Source organism: Roseovarius sp. MBR-51 (assembly GCF_053628575.1).
The window spans coordinates 361,056-384,190 of sequence record NZ_JBRJGQ010000001.1; the positions used below are offsets into that span (position 1 = coordinate 361,056).

A 23,135-nucleotide genomic window follows, 5' to 3' on the forward strand; every position below is an offset into this window, starting at 1 on the left:
GGTCAAAGGAAGGCTGTCTCCTCAAAGCTGCGCAATTTGCGGCTGTGGATGCGTTCGAGCGGCATCCGGCGCAGTGATTCCATAGCGCGAATCCCGATCATCAGATGCCGAGAGACCTGTGATTTATAGAATTCCGACGCCATGCCAGGCAGTTTCAACTCGCCCTGCAACGGCTTGTCGGACACACAGAGCAGCGTGCCATAGGGCACCCGGAACCGGAACCCGTTGGCGGCAATCGTGGCGCTCTCCATGTCGAGCGCAATGGCGCGCGATTGGCTCAGACGTTGCACCGGCCCCGACTGATCGCGCAACTCCCAGTTGCGGTTGTCCACGCTGGCCACGGTCCCGGTGCGCATCACCCGCTTGAGATCAAACCCCTCCAACTGCGTCTCTGCCGCCACCGCGTCTTGCAGCGCGATCTGGATTTCAGCGAGCGCCGGGATGGGCACCCAGGCGGGCAGATCGGCATCGAGCACGCGATCCTCGCGCAAATAGGCATGAGCCAGCACGAAATCACCCAAGGATTGCGAATTGCGCAGCCCCGCGCAATGGCCCACCATCACCCAGGCATGCGGGCGCAGCACGGCGATATGATCGGTCGCGGTCTTGGCATTGGATGGCCCGACCCCAATATTGACCAGCGTGATCCCCGACCCATCCGCCCGCTTGAGATGATAGGCGGGCATCTGCGGCAATCGCTCGAGCGCAGGCAGCGGGTCATCAGGCCCGATGATCTCGGCATTGCCGGTGCTGACAAAGGCGGTATAGCCGCTCTGCGGATCCCCCAACATGCGCCGGGCATAGGTCTCGAATTCCGAGACATAGAACTGATAGTTGGTAAAGAGCACGTAATTCTGGAAATGGCAGGGATCAGTCGCGGTGTAATGCGTGAGCCGCGCCAGCGAATAGTCCACCCGTTGCGCTGTAAAGGGCGCAAGCGGTGCCGCCCCATTTGGCACAGACACCCATGTGCCATTGACGATATCGTCATTGGTGGTCGCGAGATCGGGCACGTCAAAGTAATCGCGCAGGGTAAACTCTGCCGCCCCCTCCTGCGGCACGCTCAGCCCCGCATCCTCCGCCACCGCGAAATGCACTGGCATCGGCGTGTCGGAGGTGCCGATCGTTACCCCAACGCTGTGGTTGACCAAGAGCAACCCGATCTGTTGCTCCAGATAGGCGCGGAAAAGGTCAGGGCGCGTGATCGTCGCGGCATATGTGCCGGGGTTGGACACATGCCCGAAACTGAGCCGGCTGTCGACCTTGGCATAGGTTCCGGTGGTCAGGCGGATTTCGGGATAATAGGCGCGCACCCGGCCTATTGGCAGGTTCCCGGCCAACGCCCGCGCAAATGCCGCGCAGAGAAACTCCGTGCCCGCCGCATAAAGCTGACAGAGGCGGTCCACAGCCGCGCGCGCGTCTGTGAACGCCTCCGGGACGATCTCATCCGGGGTTTGCATGGTCATGCCTGTCTCCTGCTCTGCGCACACAGGTTGACACGCGGTGGGGGCATGATCAAGCTGCCACCCAAGGAGTGCGCGCAAATGGACTACGAAACCGTCACCCCAGAGATATTCGGGGCCAGCCTGCGCGGGCTCGGTCTCAACCTGCTGGTTCGCGATGTGCTGGCCGAGTCCGCGTTTCTGACAGAGGTCTTTGACATGACGGCCCACCGGCTCAGCACGGATTTCGCAATCATGATCTATGGCGATCAGGTGATGCAACTGCATGCCGATCATACCTATGCCGCCAATCCGATCCTTGGCCTTGTGCCCGAGCGTCCGCCGCGCGGGGCCGGGGCGTCCTTGCATCTTTTCGACAGCGATCCCGACACTGCCGCCGCTCGCGCCGACGGTGCAGGCGGCATGATCCTGCAACCACCCACTAACAAACCCCACGGGCTGCGCGAATGCTGCATCCTGTGCCCCAATGGCTATGCGTGGGTCGCCTCCCGGCCCCTGACCGCGACTGAAAGGACAACCCTATGAACGTGGCCAACCTGAAACCGAACATGGATCACTGGCAAGAGCGCGTTGATCTCGCCGCCGCCTTTCGCTGGACCGCACGCCTCAACATGCACGAGGCGGTGGCCAATCACTTCAGCCTCTCGATCAATGACGACGGCACCCGGTTCCTGATGAACCCCAACCAGATGCATTTCGCCCGTATCCGCGCGAGCGACCTCATCGTCGTGGATGCCAATGACCCTAAAACGCTAGAGGGGCCGAACGCGCCTGATCCCACCGCTTGGGGCCTGCATGGCGGGCTGCACCGGCACTGCGCCCATGCCCGCTGCGCCATGCATGTGCATTCGATTCATGCCACGGTTCTCGCCAGCCTCGCTGACAGCCGTCTGCCGCCCATCGACCAGAACTGCGCCACTTTCTACAACCGGCATGTGGTGGATGAGGGCTATGGCGGGCTGGCGTTCGAGGATGAGGGCGTGCGCTGTGCCCGGCTCCTGATCGACCCCACGAAGAAGGTGCTGATCTTGGGCAATCACGGTGTCATGGTGATCGGTGACAGCGTCGCCGACACGTTCAACCGTCTCTATTATTTCGAGCGCGCCGCCGAAACATATATCCGTGCCCTGCAAACCGGGCGGCCCCTGCGGGTGCTCTCGGACGCGGTCGCGGAAAAGACAGCTCAGGAACTCGATGATTACCCCGGACAGGCCGATCGGCATCTGACGGAATTAAAGGCCATTCTGGATGCCGAAGGCTCGGATTACGCGCATTGAACAATCTCAGAGCAACGTGATAGACCTTGTCGGCTCGAAACCGTGCAGAAACCGCGCGGGGGGGCAGGTGTTGGCCTGATGGGGGCTTTTTGACCCCAAGTGATCATGAGGCGGCTTCTTCCGCGCGCCTCATGACGTGGGACAAACGCCAGCCTTGGACAAGATCACGCCGACCGCAGCCCCGTTTCCACCAGCAATCCCTTGCGCTTGGCCTCGTAATAATACCCGCGCGCGTACCACATGATCGCGGCATCGGGGTTGCCATTCGCCACAATATAGGCCCCGCGCAGATACTTGACCCCGTATTTCAGATTGGTCTCGGCCTCGAGCAACTCGGACGCAGGCCCCCTGTGCCCCATGCCCCGCGCGGTCTGTGGCAGGATCTGCAACAACCCGTAATAGGGCCCGTTGCGCGCGCCGGGACGATGCGTGCTCTCGCGGACCGCCAGCCGATGCACCAGACTGCGCGGCACCTGATAATGATCGGCATAAGTGTTGATCAACCGTCGCAACTCGGGCGTTTCATTCGGGTAAAGCGGCGGATCGAACGGGGTGTTCCGAGTGGATAACTCCGAGTCAGCCGCGGCGCAGGCGGCCAGCGGTGCCATAGCGATGAGACCCAGAACAAGGCGGCGACTGATTAAAGACATGGCGGCTCCTGAAAAAACGCTGCGCGCAAGATGCCCACATCCTCCATTTCGCGCCAGAGGCCTTGTGCGCGACCGGCGAAACCCCGCCACCTTGCCAAAGCGCCCGTCCCGCGCCATGTAGGCCCCATGACACAGACGCTTCTTTCCTTTGGCCACGGCTTTTCCGCCCGCGCCCTCTCCGCCCGCCTTGTGCCGCAGGGTTGGGCCATCATCGGCACCACCCGCAGCGCCGACAAGGCCGAAGTTCTGCGCCATGAGGGCATCACGCCCGCGCTTTGGCCCGAGGACGATCTTTCGCCCGTGCTGGCCTCGGTGACGCATCTCTTGATTTCCGCCGGACCGGACGCGGCAGGCGATCCGGTGCTGGCACGCTACCACGATGCAATTGCGCAGGCTGCGCCCCGGCTCGACTGGGTGGGCTATCTCTCCACCACCGGGGTTTACGGCGATCATGCCGGCGGCTGGGTGGATGAGGCAACTCCGCTCACCCCCTCGACCAGACGCGGCCAGATGCGGGTCGCGGCCGAGGCGGCATGGCAGGCCATTCCCGGTCTGCCGCTGCATATCTTTCGCCTTGCGGGCATCTACGGCCCCGGTCGCGGTCCGTTCGAAAAGGTGCGCCAAGGCACGGCGCGGCGGATCGTCAAACCCGGTCAGGTCTTTAGCCGCATCCATGTGGAGGATATCGCGCAGGTGCTCGAGGCGTCGATCAACCGGCCCGACCCGGGCGCGATCTATAACCTCTGCGATGATGACCCCGCCCCGCCGCAGGACGTGATCGGCCATGCCGCTGAATTGCTCGGCCTGCCGTTGCCCGAAGAGGTGGCCTTTGACGAGGCCGAGATGACGCCGATGGCGCGGTCGTTCTATGCGGAATCAAAACGCGTCTCGAACCACCGGATCAAAGAGGAGTTGGGTGTCGAGCTCATTTACCCCGATTACCGATCCGGGTTGCAGGCGCTCTTGGCGGCTGGGGATTAACGGAATACTCAGCCCTTGGGCACGATCCGGTTGACATGGCCCATCTTGCGGCCCGCCTTGACTTCGGCCTTGCCATAGAGGTGCAGCGAGACGCCGGGCGCACGCGACAACTCGGGCACGCGGTCCATATCGGCCCCAATCAGGTTTTCCATCACCACATCGGCATAGCGGGTGCCATCGCCCAAGGGCCAGCCCGCCACGGCGCGAATATGCTGCTCGAACTGGTCTATGGCGCAGCCCTGTTGCGTCCAATGGCCGGAATTATGCACACGCGGCGCGATTTCATTGACGATCAGCCCCTTGGGCGTCACGAAAAGCTCCACCCCCATCACCCCCACATATTTCAGGCTGTTGAGGATTTTGGCCGCCAAGAGCACCGCGTCGGTGCGCTGCGCCGCCGTGAGGCGCGCGGGCACTGTGGTGGTGCGCAGGATACCCCCCTCATGCACATTCTCGCCGGGATCATAACAGGCGACATCGCCCGCGCTATTGCGCGCGGCAATCACGGAGACCTCGTGTGAAAACTCGACAAACCCCTCATAAATCGCCGCTTGCCCGCCCATATCGGCCAAGGCTTGCTCGGCATCGGCGGCGGACATGATCCGCGCCTGCCCTTTGCCGTCATAGCCGAAACGCCGGGTCTTGAGAATCGCGGGCAGGCCGATTTCGGCCATCGCCTCGGCCATGTCCACGGCATCGTCAACGGCCGCAAAGGGCGCGGTCATCAGCCCCAGATCGCTCAGGAACGACTTTTCCAACAGCCGGTCCTGACTGACCCTGAGCGCGCTGCGGTCGGGGTGCACAGGGCGCATGCCCTCCAGCACATCGAGGGCTGCGGTGGGGATATTCTCAAACTCATAGGTGATCACGTCGACCGCCTCGGCAAACCGCCGCAGCGCATCTTCGTCCGAATACTCGGCCTGAATGTGGCGATGCGCCACATGGCTTGCGGGGCAATCGCCACCCGGCTCAAAGATCACGGTTTTGAACCCTAGACGCGCAGCCGCGACCGAGAGCATGCGCCCCAATTGCCCGCCGCCCAAAATTCCGATGGTGGAACCTGTCAACAGCATATTACTCATCGCATGGCTCATCGGGAATCGAGGCCGAAAGGGCCGCGCGCCACGCATCAAGGCGCTGCGCGAGGTCCGCATCGCAATTGGCAAGGATCGCCGCCGCCATCAGCCCGGCATTGGCAGCGCCCGCTGCCCCGATCGCCATCGTCGCTACTGGAAACCCCTTTGGCATCTGCACGATGGAATAGAGACTGTCGACGCCCGACAGTGCCCGCGTCTGCACCGGCACGCCAATCACCGGCACGCGGGTCTTTGACGCCATCATCCCCGGCAGATGCGCAGCCCCACCCGCACCGGCGATAATCACCTGCAAGCCGCGTTCGACCGCCGTTTTGCCATAGTCCCAGAGCCGATCCGGCGTGCGATGCGCCGAGACGATCTTGGTCTCGTAACGCACGTCCAATTCATCCAGAACCTGCGCCGCCTCGCGCATAGTGGACCAGTCCGATTGACTGCCCATGATGATGCCGATCTTAACGCCTGCCATGAAACGCTCCCCGTCTGGAAGCGCGCACTATACTGATCACAGACCGCTACGCAATGATGTCCGGATAGAGCCGGTCCTCGATCCGCGCGATCATGTCCCGCAGCCACAGCTTCTTTTTCTTGAGCCGCTGCACCATCAACTGATCCGCCGTGCCCTTGTCCTGCAAGGCGCGGATGGCCTCATCCAAATCGCGATGCTCGCGGCGGAACTCCTCCAGCTCTACGCGCAACACATCCTCGGATTTCATTGACAGGTCGCTATAGGCATTCATGGCACGCGATTCCTCTGGGGTCGTGGAGATACAAGATACTGAATCGCGCAGCTTTCGCAAAGCCCTTGCACGCATGCGGACCAAACCCCATATTTCCCATGCAGGCCGCCATAACGGGACCTGCACAATGGACGGTCGCTTAAGCTCAAGGACGTGTCGATGACAAAGCTTACTCTGGGGTCGCACCCCTATATGCTGGGGTTTGAACAGCTGGAACGCATGCTGGAACGCAGCGCTAAATCCGGGAATGAGGGCTATCCGCCCTTCAACATCGAACAGACCTCACAGAATTCATACCGTATCACGCTGGCCGTGGCCGGTTTTGCCGAAGAGAATCTCGCGATCACCGTCGAGGATCGTCAGTTGGTGATCCGGGGCCGTCAGAGCGACGAGGCCGAGGATCGGCTCTATCTGCATCGCGGCATCGCTGCGCGGCAGTTCCAGCGGTCTTTCGTGCTGGCCGACGGGGTCGAAGTGGGCGAGGCGATCATGGAAAACGGCCTGTTGCATGTCGATCTGACACGCGCACAGCCAGAGCCGGTTGTGCAACGCATCAAGATAAACAGAGGGTGAGCAGTCATGGACACCAGATATGATTTCGGAGAAAACACGGATCGCGCCATCGTTTATGTGCGTGCCGTCAACGTCGACGACCTGCCGCAGGATATGCGCGAACAGGTTGGCGATCTGACAAAGATCTATGCCGTTCATTCCGAAGAAGGCGAGCGTCTCGCGCTGGTCAAGGACCGCAAGCTGGCGTTCCAACTGGCCCGCCAGAACAACATGGAGCCGGTGACTGTTCACTGAACCGCCCCTCGGATGCAGGTCGACTCAATGAGGGCCGCCCCTGCACAGGGACGCCCCTCATTGAGTCAAAATGACAGCTCGGTCACCCGGCGATCAGGCCAAGGCTCTCCAGCTTGAGAATGACCTGATGGGCGCAATTGTCGACATCGACATTCTCGGTTTCGACACGCAATTCGGGGTTCTCGGGCACGTCATAAGGATCGGAAATCCCGGTGAATTCCTTAATCTTGCCCTCACGCGCCAGCTTATAGAGACCCTTGCGGTCGCGCCGTTCGCATTCCTCAAGACTCGTGGACACATGCACCTCGATGAACGCGCCGAACTGCTCGACATCCTCTCTCACCGCGCGACGGGTGGTGGCATAGGGCGCAATCGGTGCACAGATCGCAATACCGCCATTCTTGGTGATCTCGGATGCGACATAGCCGATCCGGCGAATGTTGAGGTCGCGGTGTTCTTTGGAGAATCCCAGTTCAGAGCTTAGGTTCTTCCGCACGATATCGCCATCGAGCAAGGTCACAGGACGTCCCCCCATCTCCATCAGCTTGACCATCAGAGCATTGGCAATGGTGGATTTGCCCGAGCCGGAAAAGCCGGTGAAAAACACGGTAAAGCCCTGCTTGGACCGGGGCGGACGGGTGCGGCGCAATTCGCGCACCACTTCGGGGAAGGAGAACCATTCCGGGATTTCCAACCCTTCCGCCAAACGCCGGCGCAGTTCGGTGCCTGAAATGTCGAGGACCGTGGCCCCCTCCGGCACTTCGGAAATCGGGTAATACTGCGCCTTTTCCTGCACATATACCATATGTTTGAAATCGACCATCTCAAGGCCGATTTCATCCTGATACTGCTTGAACAGCTCCTGCGCGTCATAGGGACCATAGAAATCCTGCCCGGCAGAGTTCTTGCCCGGACCGGCGTGATCGCGCCCGACGATGAAATGCGTGCAGCCGTGGTTCTTGCGGATCAGGCCGTGCCAGACCGCCTCGCGCGGGCCCGCCATACGCATCGCCAGATTGAGCAGGCTCATCGTGGTGGTTGCGCCCGGATATTTATCCAGCACCGCCTCATAGCAGCGCACGCGGGTAAAGTGATCGACATCGCCCGGTTTGGTCATGCCCACGACGGGATGGATCAGCAGGTTGGCCTGCGCCTCCTTGGCGGCGCGGAATGTCAGCTCCTGATGCGCGCGGTGCAGCGGATTGCGGGTCTGGAACGCCACAACGCGCCGCCAACCCAGCTTGCGGAAAAGCGCGCGCAATTCGTTGGGCGTGTCGCGGCGGCCCCGGAAATCGTAGTGCACGGGCTGCTGAATCCCGGTCACAGGCCCGCCCAGATAAATCTTGCCCGCCGTGTGATGCAGATAGTTCACCGCCGGATGCGCCAGATCATCCGCGCCAAAGACATGCTCCGCCTCGCGCGCCTTGTTGGGGGTCCAGCGGTCAGTGACAGTCATTGTCGCCAGAATAACGCCTTCCTGATCACGCAGCGCGATGTCCTGCCCGATTTCCAGCGCCTCGGCGAACTTCTCGTTCACATCGAGCGTGATCGGCATCGGCCAAAGTCCCCCATCGGCCAGCCGCATGGTCTCGACCACACCGTCGTAATCGGCTTCGCTCATGAATCCCTTGAGCGGGTTGAACCCGCCATTCATCAGCAATTCCAGATCGCAGATCTGACGCGGCGTCAGATCCCAGCTTGTCAGATCGGCCGCCTCCACCTTGAGTTTCTGCGCGCTCTCATATGAAACATAGAGCTCTGGAACGGGGGCTAGGTTTGGCTGTTGCATCGGGGGGCCTCGGGCAAGTTACGGATTTCAACGATGTCGCGTCAGGCGACATATTTCCGCGCGGCTTAGCCCCAGATTGTGCCCGGAATCAAGGCATCCGGGGCTTGACTGGGTAAATGAGGCAAAAATGACGCGGATTGCCGCCTGTTTGGAACAGGCGCTTTGTCTAACCGGCCATTGTTGGACAATACCTCCAAACGTGACTTTGGACTGTATGATACCTGCCTCCGCACCTCACGGGTTCGGGGGCGGTGACATAAACCGGGGCTGCAGATTTGGGCGATCCCGGCTTATTCAGACTCAGTTAATCAGCCCCGCATGGCGCATACCATCCTCAACCAGCGCCTTGACCGGATCACTCAGCCCCACCAAGGGCGAGCGGACCTCTTCACTGCACAGCCCCAGCCGCGACATCGCGTATTTCACGCCCACCAGCCCCGGCTCGACAAAGATCGCGCGATGCAGCGGCATCAGTCGGTCCTGCAATTCCAGCGCCTTGGCATAATCTCCGGCCAACGTCGCTTCCTGCACCTGCGCCACCAGCTTGGGCGCGACATTGGCGGTGACAGAAATCACCCCAACCCCGCCTTGGGCGTTGAACCCGTGGGCGGTCGCATCCTCACCGGAAATCTGGATGAAATCCTTGCCGCAGGTGATCCGCTGCGCACAAACCCGCGCCAGATCGCCTGTCGCGTCCTTGACCCCCACAATGCGCGGCAATTGCGCCAGCTTGCCCATCGTATCAGGCGTCATATCCACGACCGAGCGGCCCGGAATGTTGTAGATGATGATCGGCAGATCGCAGCAATCGTGCAGCGCGGTGAAGTGCGCGATCAACCCGGCTTGCGTTGGCTTGTTGTAATAGGGTGTGACGACTAATGCGGCATCCGCCCCGACCTTGTGAGCGTGCTGCATCAACCGGATGCCTTCGAGCGTGTTGTTGGAACCTGCGCCCGCGATCACCGGAATCCGGCCTGCGGCGGCACGTACCACCTCTTCGACGACCATCTCATGTTCCTGATGGGTGAGTGTCGGGCTTTCGCCGGTCGTGCCCACCGGCACAAGGCCATGACTGCCCTCACCGATATGCCACTCCACCAGTTTCTTGAGCGTTTCCACATCCACTGCGCCGTTCTTGAACGGCGTGACCAGGGCAGGAAAAGATCCTCTGAACATGACACGCTCCTCTTGTCTGACTTGGGTGGGTTGGACCCGCTTGGATTTCGGGCCATCGGCGGGAGACCGCACATGGCAACCTGCATCGTGAATGGACGCGGGCGCGCGGGCCGCTTAGGCTGGCGTTGTCTATCCTTCGCAAAAGCAGGAAATGCAAGAGATGTTGCGCGCGCTGATCATGGTTTTGGGGCTGAGTCTGTCGGTTTCGACGGGGTATGCGTCTGATCTGCCACGCAAGGCACCGCGCCCTCTGGCCAGTGCGCTTGATGCCATGCAGGGCGGGCGTTGGGACGTGGCGGCGAGTCTGGCGCGGCGCGATGGCATCGCCGCCGCCGACCTGATCGAATGGCACCGCCTGCGCGCGGGGCTGGGCGAACCGCGTGCGATTCTCGATTTTCTGGGCCGCAACGCCCATTGGCCCGGTCTCGACCATCTGCGTCAGCAGAGCGAAGAGCCGATGACCCATGCCGATTTTGACGATGTGCTGGCTTTTTATGAGGGCTACACGCCCCAGACCGGCACCGGCGCGCTCAACCTCGCACATGCGCTTCAGGCGCGCGGGCGACAGGGAGAGGCCGAGATCAGCCTTGTGCTGGCCTGGCGCACGCTGGACCTGAGCCGCGCCGAACATGAGGATTTCCTGCGCGAGTTCGGCCCGCTCCTCGCCCCCCATCATGAGGCCAGATTGGAGATGGCGCTCTGGCGCGGCTTGGGCAATGTCACCGATATGCTGCCTCTGGTCTCTGAGCAGGCGCGCCGTTTGGCCAAACTGCGTGAGACCGTGAAACGCGGCGGTGGCAAGGGTTTGACCGAGGCCGAGACCCGCAATCCTGGCATCGCCTATGAGCTCTTTACCCGTCACCTGAGCAACGCGCCCGAGGACGCCATCGCCGTTCTCTTGCGCCAGAGCCGCATCAAGGCGGGGCTGGGCGACCCGGAGCGCTGGGCCAGTTGGCGGCGCGTCTTGGCTCGCCAGAGCATGCGCGCGGGCAAGGCTCAACTGGCCTATGATCTCGCGTCTGTGCATCAACTGGTCGAGGGGTCGAATTACGCCGATCTCGAATGGCTATCGGGCTATCTGGCACTGACGTATCTCAAGGCGCCCGACCTTGCGCTCGACCATTTCCAACGCTTCCGCGCCGCCGTTGCCACGCCGATTTCATTGGGTCGTGCGGGCTATTGGATCGGACGCACCCAAGAGGCGTTGGGCGATCCCGAGGCGGCGCGACTGGCCTATGCCGAAGGGGCCGAATATCAGACCAGCTTTTATGGGCTATTGGCCGCTGAGGCGGGTGGGCTGGCGTTTGATCTGCGCCTTGCGGGGAATGAGGCCACGCCCGACTGGCGCAGTGCTCCGTTTGCCCAAACCGACCTGCACGAAATCGGCACACTTGCGCTACGCATGCGTGATCTTGGCCTCGCGCGGCGGTTCTTCCTGCATCTGGCCGAAACCCAGGATCGCACCGGCCTCATGCAGATGGGCCATATGCTCGAAGACCTTGACCAACCGCATCTTCAGGTGATGCTGGGCAAAACAGCAGCAGAGCGTGGGGTGATCGTGGAACGCCCCTATTACGCCTTGCATCCGATGTCACAGATGGAGCTGCCAACGCCGATGGAACTGGCCCTCGCCATCGCCCGGCGCGAGAGCGAGTTCAACCATGTTGTTGTCAGCGGCGCGGGCGCGCAGGGGCTGATGCAGCTCATGCCCGGCACAGCGCGCGACATGGCCCGCGATCTGGGCCTGCTCTATGTTCCCTCGGATGTGCTGAATGATTGGGTCTATAATGCTCGGCTCGGCTCGGCCTATCTGGCGGGGCTGGGGGGGCGCTTTGGCGGTAATATCGTGCTGGTGTCAGTCGGCTACAACGCCGGTCCGGGTCGCGCCGCCCAATGGGTCACAGAGTATGGCGATCCGCGTGGACGCGGGGCTCATGCCATCGTCGACTGGATCGAACACATCCCGTTTCGCGAGACTCAGAATTACGTGATGCGCGTTGCCGAGAGCCTGCCGGCCTACCGCGCCCGTTTGGGCAAGGACCCACTGCCGCGCCCCTTCTCCGAGGAACTGGCAGGCAACAGCGTGGCCCCGGTCGGAGAATAGACCGCGCGACCAGAGGGCCGCGCGGTCCGTGTCTTTCAGCCGATGATCGCGTTCAGCGTCGCACTAGGGCGCATCACCGCCGCCAGCTTGGTCGGATCGGCGTGGTAATAGCCGCCAATATCGGCAGGCTTGCCTTGGGCTGCGGCCAGTTCCCCGACGATCTTGGCCTCATTCTCGGCCAGCGCTTTCGCCACCGGGGCAAATTCTGCGGCCAGTGCGGCATCCTCACCCTGCGCCACCAGCGCCTCGGCCCAATAACGGGAAAACCAGTAGTGGCTGTCGCGGTTGTCCGGCTCTCCGACCTTGCGGCTGGGCGAGCGGTCGTGATCCAGAATGCCTTGGGTCGCGGCCTCGACCGCCTCGCCCAAGACGCGGGCGCGATCATTGCCGTTGGTTTCGGCCAGAAACTTGAGGCTCTCCCCAAGCGCGCAGAACTCGCCCAGGCTGTCCCAACGCAGATGATTTTCCGACTGCAACTGCTGCACGTGCTTGGGCGCAGAACCCCCGGCCCCGGTTTCGAACATGCCACCGCCCTGCATCAGCTTGACGATCGAAAGCATCTTGGCGCTCGTCGCCAGTTCGAGGATCGGAAACAGGTCCGTCAGGTAGTCGCGCAGCACGTTGCCGGTGATGGCGATGCTGTTCTCTCCCTTGGTGATGGTCTCAAGCGAAGCGCGGGTTGCCTCGCGCGGGGCCATGATCTCGAACTTGTCCGAAACGCCCCGCGCCTCAAGGATTGGTTTCACCATCGCGATCAGCTCTGCATCATGGGCGCGGGCCGCATCCAGCCAGAAGATCGACCGATAGCCAGTGGCCTTTTGCCGCTCGATCGCCAGATTGACCCAATCCTCGATCGGTGCCTTGCGCGCCGAGGCAGAGCGCCAGATATCGCCCGCTTCAACGCTGTGCTGATGCAGCACGGTACCATCCTCGAGCACCATCTTGACGGTGCCGGTCTGGGCAATCTCGAATGTGGTTGGGTGGCTGCCGTATTCCTCGGCCTTTTGCGCCATCAGCCCGATGTTCTGCACCGTGCCGGCGGTGGCGGGGTTCAGCTTGCCGTTCTCCTTGAAGAATTTGACCGCCTCGTCATAGACCGGAGCATAGGCATTGTCGGGGATGACGCAGACCGCATCATGCTCCTTGTTATCCGGTCCCCAGCCCTTGCCGCCGGCGCGGATGAGTGCAGGCATCGAGGCGTCGATGATCACATCGGACGGCACGTGCAGGTTGGTGATCCCCTTGCCGCTGTCCACCATATAGAGCGGCGGACGCGCGGCCATGCAGGCGTCAATCGCAGAGACGATCTCGGCGTTGTCCTTGACCTTGGCCAAGAGATCGCCCAGCCCCGAATTCGGGTTCACGCCCAATGCAGTCATCTCATCGCCGAATTCGTCGAACACCGGGGCGAGAAAGACCTTGACCGCGTGACCAAAGATGATCGGGTCCGAAACCTTCATCATGGTGGCCTTGAGGTGGATCGAAAAGAGCACGCCTTCGGCCTTGGTCCGTTCGACTTCCTCGGCCAGAAACGCATCCAGCGCCGCCGCGCTCATATAGGTGGCATCAACCACGGTTCCGGCCGGATAGCTCAGCCCATCCTTGAGGACGGTCTCTCCATTGGCGGTTTCCAGCACAATTTTGGCCTTGGCCGCCTGCGGCAGGGTTGCGGATTTCTCGTTCGAGAAGAAATCACCGCTCGCCATGGCCGCCACGCGCGTCTTGCTGTCGGCAGACCAATCGCCCATGCGGTGTGGATTGGCCTGTGCGTATTTCTTGACGGCGCTCGCAGCGCGGCGATCGGAATTGCCCTCGCGCAGCACCGGGTTCACGGCAGAGCCCTTGAGCGCATCATACCGGGCGCGCGCGGATTTTTCGGCATCGGTCTGAGGATCTTCGACGTAATCGGGTATAGCATAGCCTTGCCCCTGCAGTTCGCGGACGGCGGCCAAGAGCTGCGGCACCGAGGCCGAGATATTCGGCAGCTTGATGACATTGGCTGTCGGTGTCTTTACCAACGCGCCCAATTCCGCCAGATCGTCAGCGATACGCTGCTCGTCTGTCAGATGCTCGGGAAAGGAGGCAAGGATACGACCTGCCAGCGAAATATCCTTGGTGCCCACCGTGACATCGGCAGCCGCTGCAAAGCGCTGAATGATCGGCAAGAGCGAGGCACTGGCAAGCTCGGGGGCCTCATCGACCTTGGTATAGATGATATCGGGTGTATTGGACGTGGCCATTTGGGATCCTTTCCGATCAGGGGATGCGCGCTGTCGCCCTGCGGCGCAGGCGCGCGACTCGTTGGATTGAGGCTGTCTTAGCGGAAAATTCGCGCGCGATAAAGATAGTATGCGACGGTATACAAAATAAAGTGACTCACACCATTTCCGCAGTGCGCATCCGCAGCCGCTGCATCAGGACAAAGCCCACGAGCACGGCGCCCAGCACCCCCAGATGCGCCGGCATCGGGGTGCCTGCAAACTGCTGCCCGATGGGAACAGCGATGGCGACACTGCCCACCGTCGCCACAGCGCCGGTCACGCTCGCGGCCATGCCTGCAATCGCACCCATCGGGGCCATCGCCAAGGCATTGAGATTGCCAAGCGTCAACCCGGCCTGAAAGAAAACGCTGGTCTGCCAGATCAGAAAGGTTGCGAATTGCGCGCCGGGCGGCAGGCCGATTTGCCAGAGCGCAATTGCCACGATGGAGAGCGCGATTTGCGAGGCCAACGCCGCGCTCACCATCCGCTCCACCCCAAGGCGCATTACAAGGCGGGAATTCAGAAAGCTGCCACAGCCTGCGATCAGTGCCATCAGGAAAAACCAGTAGGGGAAACTTGCGGCGCGATGGAATGTTTCGTCGAACACCGGCTGCACCATGCTGAGCGAGGTGAAAAGCGTGGTCATGCAGAGCATTTGCACAACAATCGCCACGCGCGTCACCGGATGCGCCAGAACCTCGCGCAGCGCGGCCCAGAGGGGGGCCGCCCGAAAGGCCCGGCGCGCATGTAATGGCAGCGGTTCAGGCAGGCGCAGCGCCATCCAGAGCGACAGAACCAGCGCAAAGACCACAAAGGCCGCAAATACCCCGCGCCACCCAGCCAGCACGATGATGCCTGACCCCATGAGCGGGGCCATCGCAGGTGTCAGCGCAAACACCATCATCACGAATGACATCAGCCGGGCCATGTCGCGGCCGGCATAGAGATCGCGTATAATGGCGATGGACACGATGCGAAACGCCGCCGCTCCTATGCCTTGTATCGCGCGCGCGGCCAGCAAGGTCTCAAGACTTGGCGCGAACATCGCCAGTCCGGCCCCCGTTGCATAGATCGCTGCACCGATCAGGATCACCCGCTTGCGCCCAAATGAATCCGACAGCGGACCCGAAACAAATGTTCCCAGTCCCAGACCCAGCAGAAAGGCGGTGATGATCAACTGCGCCCGATTCGGGGCATCGGGCGTCAGCGCCTCGGCGATATGCGGCAGACCAGGCAGCATCGCATCAATGGAGAACGCAACCGCCGCAGCCATCATGGCCATCATCGCGATGAACTCGGTCCGAGAGAGGGGGCTTTGGGCGGGCACAGGGTCAGGCATGCGGCATCCTTCGTCGCGCGGATAATTCGCGCTTAGCACGCCATCGCGGGGGTGACCAGATCACCGCTCGATAAATAGTTGAGTCTTTAAATCGGAATTGATCGAGGTTTCGGCCAGTTCTGTCGCGGACGGCCTTGGAGGCTGGCGCTCAGCCCCGCGTCGGATGGTGGTTTCGACGGCCCGACCACGTCGCAATCCAAGCCTTGCGCAAACGTACGCTGACACCGCACATCCGTACAGTCGCCACGCCGCGCTTGCTTCTTCTGGTCGCGATTTCCGGTCAGCGCACAAATCGAAAGCAGACCCTTTTCCCGGCTTGTCGAAGGTCCCGTTTCAACACGCTTGGGCTGGACAAAAGGACGCTACTGGTGTGTTCTCGCAGAACACGACTGGGTTTCCATAGAGGAATGGCGGTTTTTCAACGCAAGGTTGGCCGGTATTTTCTTGGTAACTCCAATCAAACAAGAAAACATTGGGAGGAATATCCATGAAGACATACCTGAGCTACACCGCTGTAGCCGCCATCAGCCTTGCCTTCGCCGGAGAGGCAATGGCAACCGAATGGAACGTGTCCGTCTGGGGCAAACGCCGCGCCTTCACGGAACATGTGGAAAAGCTTGCAGAACTGGTAAGTGCCAAGACAAACGGCGAATTTACCTTGAATATCAGCTATGGAGGTCTGTCGAACGAGAAAGAGAACCTCGATGGAATCTCGATCGGAGCCTTCGAGATGGCGCAGTTCTGCGCAGGATATCATGCCGATAAGAACCCATCCCTGACGGTCTTGGAACTGCCATTCCTGGGCGTCGAGTCGCTCGAACAAGAAACCGCACTGTCGCAGGCTCTTTATGACCATCCCGCGGTCCAAGCCGATCTGGCGCGTTGGAATGCGACGCTTCTGATGCCAACGCCAATGCCGCAATACAACTTTGTGGGATCAGGCGACGTGCCTGACAGCCCAGAGGATTTCAAGGGCATGAGCGTCCGCGCCCTTGGCGGGATTGGCGAGGCCATGCAGGCTGTCGGCGCGGTTCCAACCTCAATGTCAGCCACCGAAGTGCGTCAAGCCATGGACAGCGGTGTTGTCAAAGCCGTGAGTTTCGCACCGCATGCGCACATGTCCTTTGGCACCATCGAAAGCGCCAAGTGGTGGACCGCCAACCTCAACCCCGGCACCGTGAATTGCCCCGTGGTGGCCAATACCGATGCGCTCGACGCGCTGACGGACGCTGAGCGTGAGGCTTTGCTTGGATCTATCGACGAAGCCTTGGCCTATTATATTGATTATTATCAAAACGAAACCATGAAAGCCTGGGGTCCGGCTCTGGAAGAGCGCGGCATTACCTCGGTCAGCTTTGATCAGGCTTCGCTCGATGCGTTCAAGGAAACAGCGGCCGGTCCAGCGGCGACAAGCTGGATCGAGGAGAATGCTGCGCGCGACCTTCCTGCACAGGAACTTTACGATTTCGTCACGGCCAAACTGACTGAAATCAAGGGCGGCTCCTGAGCCAGTAACGCCGGCTCGCTGCGCTGGATGCGTGGCGGGCCGTTTCCATCCTGAAACAACAGGGAGAAAACCCATGGCGGGTGCGGCATCGGTGCTGTCCGACAACAGCCTTCTTAGCTATCTTGATCGGCGTCTTTACAAGCTAGAGCGCCTGCTCGCGTTGCTGAGCGGACTTGCGGTTTTTTCCATCATGGTGCTTGCGGTCATTTCCGTTAGTGGGCGCAATTTCTTTAATCAGCCCGTCCCGGGATATGTGGACTGGATTGAACAGATCATGCCGCTCATCGCCTTCATGGGCGTGGCCTACACGCAACGCGACGGTGGGCACATCCGAATGGACATTGTGGTCAGCCTTCTCAAAGGACGGGCGTTGTGGCTGGTTGAGTTTGTCACGACGCTGATAGTGTTGATCGTGATGCTCTTGCTGGTCTGGGGCACCTGGGCGCACTTCCAGCGCAGTTTTGACTGGAGTGCCCCCCTGTGGAGCCGCGACAGTACCATTGATATCGGTCTGCCGATCTGGCCCGCCAAAATCCTTGCTCCGATTGCCTTTGCAGTGCTGTCCCTTCGGCTGGGGCTTCAACTCTGGGGTTATGGTCGGGCCTTTGTCTCCGGCACCGAACAGCCTGTGGCGGTGCCATTAATTGAAGATGTGGCCACCCAAGCCGCAAGAGAGGCCGCGCAACTGACCGGCCATGACACATAAGGGACGCGTCTGATGGAGCCCATCGAAATTGGAATCGCCGTCACCGGCATCATGCTGGTTGTCGTGGTGCTGGGCATGCGGGTGGCCTTTGCTGCGGCGCTGGCCGGTGTTGTCGGGCTGATTTGGATCTTTTGGTCCAAAAAAGGCTACGATGGCGATCAATTCCTATGGGCGGTGACCGTCGCGGTCAAAACCGCGGGGCAGGTGCCCCACTCCAAGGTCAGCTCTCAGGCGCTCAGCCTCATTCCCACCTTTATCCTCATTGGCTACCTTGCCTACTACGCTGGCCTGACACAGGCGCTGTTTGAGGCCGCAAAGCGTTGGGTGGCGTGGGTGCCTGGCGGGCTTGCTGTCTCGACCGTCTTCGCGACCGCAGGTTTTGCCGCCGTCTCTGGCGCGAGCGTGGCGACCGCGGCGGTCTTTGCTCGCATCGCAATCCCCGAGATGCTCAAGATCGGATATGACAAGCGCTTTGCGGCGGGCGTTGTAGCGGCATCTGGCACCCTGGCCAGTCTCATTCCGCCATCCGCTCTGCTTGTGATTTATGCCATCATCGTCGAGCAGGACGTGGGCAAACTCCTTTTGGCTGGGTTTGTGCCCGGCATGTTCTCGGCCATTGTTTATGTGGTTTTGATCATCGGATTGGCGATGACGATCAAGGGATTTGGACCGCCAGTCAGCGGGTTCACGTGGCGCGAACGGTTCGTTTCTCTGCCCCCTGCGCTGCCCATTGTCTTCGTGGTCGTGACCATTGTGTTCTTTGTCTACAATCCCTTCGGAGGTGATGCGTGGGGCACACCCACCGAAGGCGGGGCAATCGGGGCCTTTCTGGTCTTTCTGGTTGCTCTTTACCGCGGTATGCGCTGGCCTGAGTTGAAGGACGCCCTGCTCGAAACAGCCAAGCTGAGCGTGATGATTTTCTCGATCATCTGGGGCGTTCTGATCTATGTCCGGTTTCTGGGTTTTGCCGACCTGCCGAGCGCATTTGCCGATTGGATCACGTCATTGACCATGTCGCCGATGTTAATTCTGATTTGCATCCTTTTGGCCTATGCGGTTTTGGGTATGTTCATGGATGCCATCGGCATGCTCCTCTTGACTTTGCCGGTGGTCTATCCTGCAGTCATGGCATTGAATGGCGGGGTCGGGGTGAGTGCTGCCGATAGTGCCTTCGGGATGAACGGACAGATGTGCGCAATCTGGTTTGGCATTCTGGTGGTCAAGATGGCGGAGTTCTGCCTTATCACACCTCCGATCGGTCTCAATTGCTTTGTCGTGGCGGGCGTCCGAGACGATATCAGTGTGCAAGATGTCTTTAAGGGTGTTACGCCATTCTTTGTCGCTGACGCTGTCACAATTGGCCTTTTGGTTGCCTTTCCGGCGATTGTACTGTGGTTGCCGGGGCAGGTCTGACTCCGGTAAATGCCTACAACTTGACACGTTAACAGCCCGGTAAACATCGGTGTGCTAGCCCTTAGAACGGGTGAGTACAAAGGTGGTGAGAATGAGCGCGCATAGCAATGCCGTGCCAGTCATCATCAAACGGAAGAAGATCGTGGGCGGTGGTGGGCATCATGGAGGTGCCTGGAAGGTGGCGTATGCTGACTTCGTCACGGCAATGATGGCTTTCTTCCTGCTGATGTGGCTGTTGAACGCGACAACGGAACAACAACGCAAGGGTATTTCGGACTACTTCAGCCCGAGCGTGCCGATCAACCGCATCTCCGGTGGCGGGGATAGCGCTTTTGGCGGGGACAGCCTGTTCTCCGAAGATACGCTGGTGCAGAATGGCACGGGCGCTACGCAACGCTTGGCGACGTCCAACCGTCAGGCCATTGGTGAGAATGGGGCACTTGAGGAAGGCATTCTTTCTGCCGGGGCACAGGCCGAGGCAGAAGCATTCGCCGCCATTGAGGACATACTGAGGGGGGGCAGTGGCGAGAGTTTGGTCGCAGATGAAACCCTGCGCCATATCGTGACACGTGTCACGGATGAGGGATTGGTGATTGAAGTCTTTGATCTGCCCCAGGCGCAGCTTTTCGAAGTGGATGAGGTTGTCGCGACACACTTGCTAAAGGACCTCACGGTGCTTCTGACCTCTGCCGCAAATCTGGTGGTGAATGATGTTGCGTTGGCGGGCCATACCCGTGCGCAACCCATTACGCTTGCGAGAAATCCGGTTTGGGATTTGTCCAGTGCCCGTGCCAATCAGTTTCGCCAGATGCTAGAAGCTGCGGGCCTTTCGGCTAGGCGGATGCGTCGTATAACAGGGCATGCTGACCGCACATCCGCTGTTCCTGATCCCATGGATTTGCGAAACAATCGGCTGGAAATGATCTTGCTGCGATCCGATCCGACCCTGAATTAGAGAGAATTTTATCTATTAGCGGACTGTTAAAGTTACGCGCTTATGCCTGTGTCCCAGGGTTGGTTGATGCAGCAAAAGGACGTATCCATGACAATTTCTTCCTCTTTGAATGCCAGTGTCGCCGGCTTGAACGCGAATGCCACGCGCCTCGCCACGATTTCGGACAATATCGCCAACTCATCGACTTTTGGATATCGCCGGGTTGAGGCGGATTTCGAATCCTTGGTCATATCCGGACGTGGCGGGAGCTATTCCGCCGGTGGCGTCCGTGCCAGCACGCAGCGCCTGATCGATCAGGGCGGCTCAATTGTCAGCTCTTCGAATGCAACCGATCTCGCCGTGCGCGACCGTGGGTTCCTTCCGGTTGCGCGGGTGACTGATCTCACGGTGGCAAATGGCGATCCTCAGATGCTCTTGACCACGACCGGCTCGTTCAGGACGGACTCACAGGGGCGGCTCGTGACCGAGTCGGGTCTTGTGCTGCTGGGGTGGCCCGCCAATCCAGACGGAACGATCCCAGAGTTCTCGCGCGACACGAGCGGTGGGTTGGAGCCGGTTCAAATCAATGTCAATCAACTGACTGGTGAACCGACCACTTCCATCAAACTTGGCATCAACCTCCCAGCAACCGACACCAGATTTGACAGTATCGGCGATCCGCAGCAGCTTTCGATAGAGTATTTCGACAATCTCGGAACCTCAGAAAATATCTCGCTCCAGTTCGTGCCGACGGTCGCAACTGTCGGTCTGTCGAATGAATGGACAGTAATCTTGACGGACTCGGCTCAGGGCAATGCGCTGATCGGAGAGTATGTTTTGACCTTTGATGATGCACGAGAGACGGGCGGCACCCTGCTCGACGTCCAGACCGTCACAGGGGGTGCATTTGACCCAACGACCGGGACAATCATCGTCGATGTGGCAGGCGGTCCAATCGAAATCAATATCGGGCGTCCCGGCACGTCCGATGGCCTCAGCCAATTGTCCGACAGCTTTGCTCCGCTGTCGATCTCCAAAGATGGCTCCCCCGTGGGTAACATGACCTCGGCAGAAGTGGACGCGAATGGCTTTGTCCGCGCCTCGTTCGATACAGGGGTCAGTCGGATCATCTATCAGGTGCCGCTGGTGGATCTGCCGAACCCCAACGGCATGGTGTCGATGGATCAACAGACCTATCAGCCCTCACCCGAAAGCGGATCCTTCTTTCTTTGGGACGCGGGGGACGGGCCCACTGGTGATATCGTGGCCTTTGCCCGTCAAGAATCCGCCACAGATGTTGCGCGTGAATTGACAGACATGATCCAGACGCAGCGCGCTTATTCATCGAATGCCAAGGTCATTCAGACCGTTGATGAAATGCTGCAAGAAACCACCAACATCATCCGTTGATCACGCCCTTGACCGCCAAGCAAAGGAAGCATCATGTCCCTCAGTTCCGCTCTGTCAAGCGCGCTCAGTGGGCTGGCTGCCAATACGCGCACTCTAGATGTTGTGTCTGGCAATCTCGCCAACGCGCTCACCGACGGGTTTGCGCCAAGAGAAATATCACTCACCTCGACCCGCGACAGCCGTGGTGTGCGTGTCGAGGCTGTGTCGCGACAAATCGATCTCGGTCTGCTATCTGATCGGCGTATCGCGGATGCCGCGCAGGCCGCCTCCGAGGTCGGTGTGGCCTTTGCATCAGCTGTGGAGCGCGTCCTTGGTACGCCAGAGTCGGCGCAATCCCTAACAGGTCGATTTGCCGCGCTCGAAGCCGCGCTCGTGACTGCCAGCACACGCCCCGAGGATCTGAACCGTTTGCAGTCGGTTCTGCGCCAGGCGCAGGCGCTTGGTACGCACCTCAATGACGCCGCAACCGAAATTGCGCGCTTGCGCAGTGCCGCGGATCACAACATCGCTGAAACTGTGGTTGCGTTGAACTCCGGTCTCCAACAGGTGGTTGCGCTCAACATTCAAATAACGACCGGCCTCACACGCGGAACTGACACGGCCACCCTCGAGGATCAGCGGCAAAGTGTGATCGATTCCCTGGCTGAGATTCTTCCGCTTCGGCAGGTGCCCCGTGACAATGGGTCTGTGGCGCTGGTCACAACCGCTGGAGGGCTGTTGCTCGACGGGCGGGCGGTTACACTCTCCTTTGACGGCGCGCCCATGGTTGCCGCGCATATGACCCTTGAAAATGGTCTTCTCTCGGGAATCGCAATTGACGGTACGGCGGTTCCCGTCGGCAGTGACCGGGGGCCTTTGCAGGGCGGGCGCCTTGGGGCGCTATTCGATATCCGCGATCGGACCTCGGTTGACACGACTGCGGATCTCGATGCCATTGCGCGCGATCTGGTGGAGCGGTTTCAGCAATCCGGCTTGGACCCCACGCGCGCGTCGGGGGGCGCTGGTCTCTTCACCGACGCGGGCGACCTGTTTGAGGCTCAGAATGAATCAGGCATCGCCACGCGCATTGCTGTAAATCAGGCAGTGGATCCTCAGCGTGGAGGGGATCTCTTCAGGATCCGCGACGGGTTGGCGGCCCCCAGTGCCGGGCCACCGGGCGACGGAAGTCTGCTTGTCACATTGACCCGTGCGCTGACTGACACAAGCCTCCTGTCCTCGGGCACTTTGGGCGGCGGCGCGCGCTCTGCGGCTGGGCATGCGGCGACGTTGGTTTCGGGTCTCTCTCAAGCACGGGTGGCGGCGGAGCAGGTCCAGAGCTTTGCCACAGGACAGGCCACCGAGTTTCGGACGTTGGAATTGGCCAATGGTGTCGATAGCGACGCGGAACTGCAACGCTTGCTTTTGGTGGAACAGGCGTTTGGTGCAAACGCCCGTATGATCCAGACCATTGATGATATGCTCGACACCCTTTTGAGGATCTGACC

General features: G+C 60.6%; 21 protein-coding genes. 12 read left to right on the forward strand and 9 right to left on the reverse strand.

The genetic code is table 11. From position 1 onward, the window contains the following. Positions 1-2: 2 nt before the first annotated feature. Complete coding sequence (locus ACSSVY_RS01785; RefSeq protein WP_454267659.1) at positions 3-1,466, reverse strand: AMP nucleosidase; 1,464 nt, start codon at positions 1,464-1,466, stop codon at positions 3-5. A 78-nt stretch (positions 1,467-1,544) separates the two neighbouring features. Here ACSSVY_RS01785 and ACSSVY_RS01790 point away from each other — a divergent pair, with 78 nt between their 5' ends. Beyond that, positions 1,545-1,988 carry a glyoxalase gene (locus ACSSVY_RS01790; RefSeq protein ID WP_454267660.1) on the forward strand — a complete coding sequence of 148 codons (444 nt, stop codon included), beginning with the start codon at positions 1,545-1,547 and terminating at the stop codon, positions 1,986-1,988. Continuing rightward, the gene (locus ACSSVY_RS01795; protein ID WP_454267662.1) at positions 1,985-2,740 is read left to right on the forward strand and encodes a class II aldolase and adducin N-terminal domain-containing protein; all 756 of its coding nucleotides are present in this window, start codon (positions 1,985-1,987) and stop codon (positions 2,738-2,740) included. The genes ACSSVY_RS01790 and ACSSVY_RS01795 overlap by 4 nt, the downstream gene beginning before the upstream one ends. Before the next feature lie 164 nt (positions 2,741-2,904). On the opposite strand, the gene ACSSVY_RS01800 is transcribed toward ACSSVY_RS01795, so the two are convergent. Then, complete coding sequence (locus ACSSVY_RS01800; protein WP_454267663.1) at positions 2,905-3,390, reverse strand: transglycosylase SLT domain-containing protein; 486 nt, start codon at positions 3,388-3,390, stop codon at positions 2,905-2,907. A 126-nt stretch (positions 3,391-3,516) separates the two neighbouring features. On the opposite strand from ACSSVY_RS01800, the gene ACSSVY_RS01805 reads away from it, so the two are divergent. Continuing rightward, the gene (locus ACSSVY_RS01805) at positions 3,517-4,371 is read left to right on the forward strand and encodes an SDR family oxidoreductase (protein ID WP_454267664.1); all 855 of its coding nucleotides are present in this window, start codon (positions 3,517-3,519) and stop codon (positions 4,369-4,371) included. A gap of 8 nt (positions 4,372-4,379) precedes the next feature. Here ACSSVY_RS01805 and ACSSVY_RS01810 read toward each other — a convergent pair whose 3' ends face one another. From ACSSVY_RS01810 to ACSSVY_RS01820, 3 genes are read right to left on the reverse strand one after another with little or no spacing between them, the layout of a single operon-like run. Then, the gene (locus ACSSVY_RS01810) at positions 4,380-5,453 is read right to left on the reverse strand and encodes a 5-(carboxyamino)imidazole ribonucleotide synthase (protein ID WP_454267665.1); all 1,074 of its coding nucleotides are present in this window, start codon (positions 5,451-5,453) and stop codon (positions 4,380-4,382) included. Continuing rightward, positions 5,446-5,934 (reverse strand): 5-(carboxyamino)imidazole ribonucleotide mutase, encoded by a 489-nt coding sequence (gene purE / locus ACSSVY_RS01815; RefSeq protein WP_454267666.1) that lies wholly within the window; start codon positions 5,932-5,934, stop codon positions 5,446-5,448. Before purE ends, ACSSVY_RS01810 begins: the two co-directional genes overlap by 8 nt. Positions 5,935-5,980: 46 nt before the next feature. Further along, positions 5,981-6,205 (reverse strand): YdcH family protein, encoded by a 225-nt coding sequence (locus tag ACSSVY_RS01820; protein ID WP_009817133.1) that lies wholly within the window; start codon positions 6,203-6,205, stop codon positions 5,981-5,983. Between the two features lie 159 nt (positions 6,206-6,364). Between ACSSVY_RS01820 and ACSSVY_RS01825 the strand changes: the two genes are divergently transcribed. Both ACSSVY_RS01825 and ACSSVY_RS01830 read left to right on the forward strand, forming a co-directional pair. Continuing rightward, entirely contained in the window at positions 6,365-6,778 is a 414-nt protein-coding gene (locus ACSSVY_RS01825) for an Hsp20 family protein (protein ID WP_454267667.1), read from the forward strand. 6 nt (positions 6,779-6,784) lie between these two features. Then, on the forward strand, positions 6,785-7,012 hold the full coding sequence (locus tag ACSSVY_RS01830; protein ID WP_454267668.1) for a DUF1150 family protein: 228 nt from the start codon (positions 6,785-6,787) through the stop codon (positions 7,010-7,012). An 82-nt stretch (positions 7,013-7,094) separates the two neighbouring features. Here ACSSVY_RS01830 and ACSSVY_RS01835 read toward each other — a convergent pair whose 3' ends face one another. Next, positions 7,095-8,801: a bifunctional sulfate adenylyltransferase/adenylylsulfate kinase gene (locus tag ACSSVY_RS01835; RefSeq protein WP_454267669.1), complete on the reverse strand. Its 1,707-nt coding sequence runs from the start codon at positions 8,799-8,801 to the stop codon at positions 7,095-7,097. Positions 8,802-9,101: 300 nt separating this feature from the next. After that, positions 9,102-9,977, reverse strand: coding sequence for a 4-hydroxy-tetrahydrodipicolinate synthase (gene dapA / locus ACSSVY_RS01840; RefSeq protein WP_454267670.1), 876 nt, complete (start codon positions 9,975-9,977; stop codon positions 9,102-9,104). A 151-nt stretch (positions 9,978-10,128) separates the two neighbouring features. Here dapA and ACSSVY_RS01845 point away from each other — a divergent pair, with 151 nt between their 5' ends. Continuing rightward, positions 10,129-12,081 carry a lytic transglycosylase domain-containing protein gene (locus ACSSVY_RS01845; RefSeq protein ID WP_454267672.1) on the forward strand — a complete coding sequence of 651 codons (1,953 nt, stop codon included), beginning with the start codon at positions 10,129-10,131 and terminating at the stop codon, positions 12,079-12,081. A 35-nt stretch (positions 12,082-12,116) separates the two neighbouring features. Here ACSSVY_RS01845 and ACSSVY_RS01850 read toward each other — a convergent pair whose 3' ends face one another. Further along, complete coding sequence (locus tag ACSSVY_RS01850; protein ID WP_454267674.1) at positions 12,117-14,321, reverse strand: NADP-dependent isocitrate dehydrogenase; 2,205 nt, start codon at positions 14,319-14,321, stop codon at positions 12,117-12,119. A gap of 136 nt (positions 14,322-14,457) precedes the next feature. Then, positions 14,458-15,681, reverse strand: a complete 1,224-nt coding sequence (locus ACSSVY_RS01855) for an MFS transporter (protein WP_454267675.1) — start codon at positions 15,679-15,681, stop codon at positions 14,458-14,460. A gap of 487 nt (positions 15,682-16,168) precedes the next feature. On the opposite strand from ACSSVY_RS01855, the gene ACSSVY_RS01860 reads away from it, so the two are divergent. The 6 genes from ACSSVY_RS01860 (at position 16,169) to flgK (ending at position 23,133) form a co-directional block, all read left to right on the forward strand. Continuing rightward, on the forward strand, positions 16,169-17,188 hold the full coding sequence (locus ACSSVY_RS01860; RefSeq protein WP_454267677.1) for a C4-dicarboxylate TRAP transporter substrate-binding protein: 1,020 nt from the start codon (positions 16,169-16,171) through the stop codon (positions 17,186-17,188). 73 nt (positions 17,189-17,261) lie between these two features. Continuing rightward, entirely contained in the window at positions 17,262-17,894 is a 633-nt protein-coding gene (locus ACSSVY_RS01865; RefSeq protein ID WP_454267678.1) for a TRAP transporter small permease subunit, read from the forward strand. A gap of 12 nt (positions 17,895-17,906) precedes the next feature. Continuing rightward, complete coding sequence (locus tag ACSSVY_RS01870) at positions 17,907-19,307, forward strand: TRAP transporter large permease (protein ID WP_297777568.1); 1,401 nt, start codon at positions 17,907-17,909, stop codon at positions 19,305-19,307. 91 nt (positions 19,308-19,398) lie between these two features. After that, entirely contained in the window at positions 19,399-20,262 is an 864-nt protein-coding gene (locus tag ACSSVY_RS01875; RefSeq protein ID WP_454267679.1) for a flagellar motor protein MotB, read from the forward strand. A gap of 87 nt (positions 20,263-20,349) precedes the next feature. Further along, positions 20,350-21,651, forward strand: a complete 1,302-nt coding sequence (locus ACSSVY_RS01880) for a flagellar hook protein FlgE (protein ID WP_454267681.1) — start codon at positions 20,350-20,352, stop codon at positions 21,649-21,651. A gap of 33 nt (positions 21,652-21,684) precedes the next feature. Then, positions 21,685-23,133 (forward strand): flagellar hook-associated protein FlgK, encoded by a 1,449-nt coding sequence (flgK, locus tag ACSSVY_RS01885; protein WP_454267682.1) that lies wholly within the window; start codon positions 21,685-21,687, stop codon positions 23,131-23,133. Positions 23,134-23,135 lie beyond the last annotated feature (2 nt).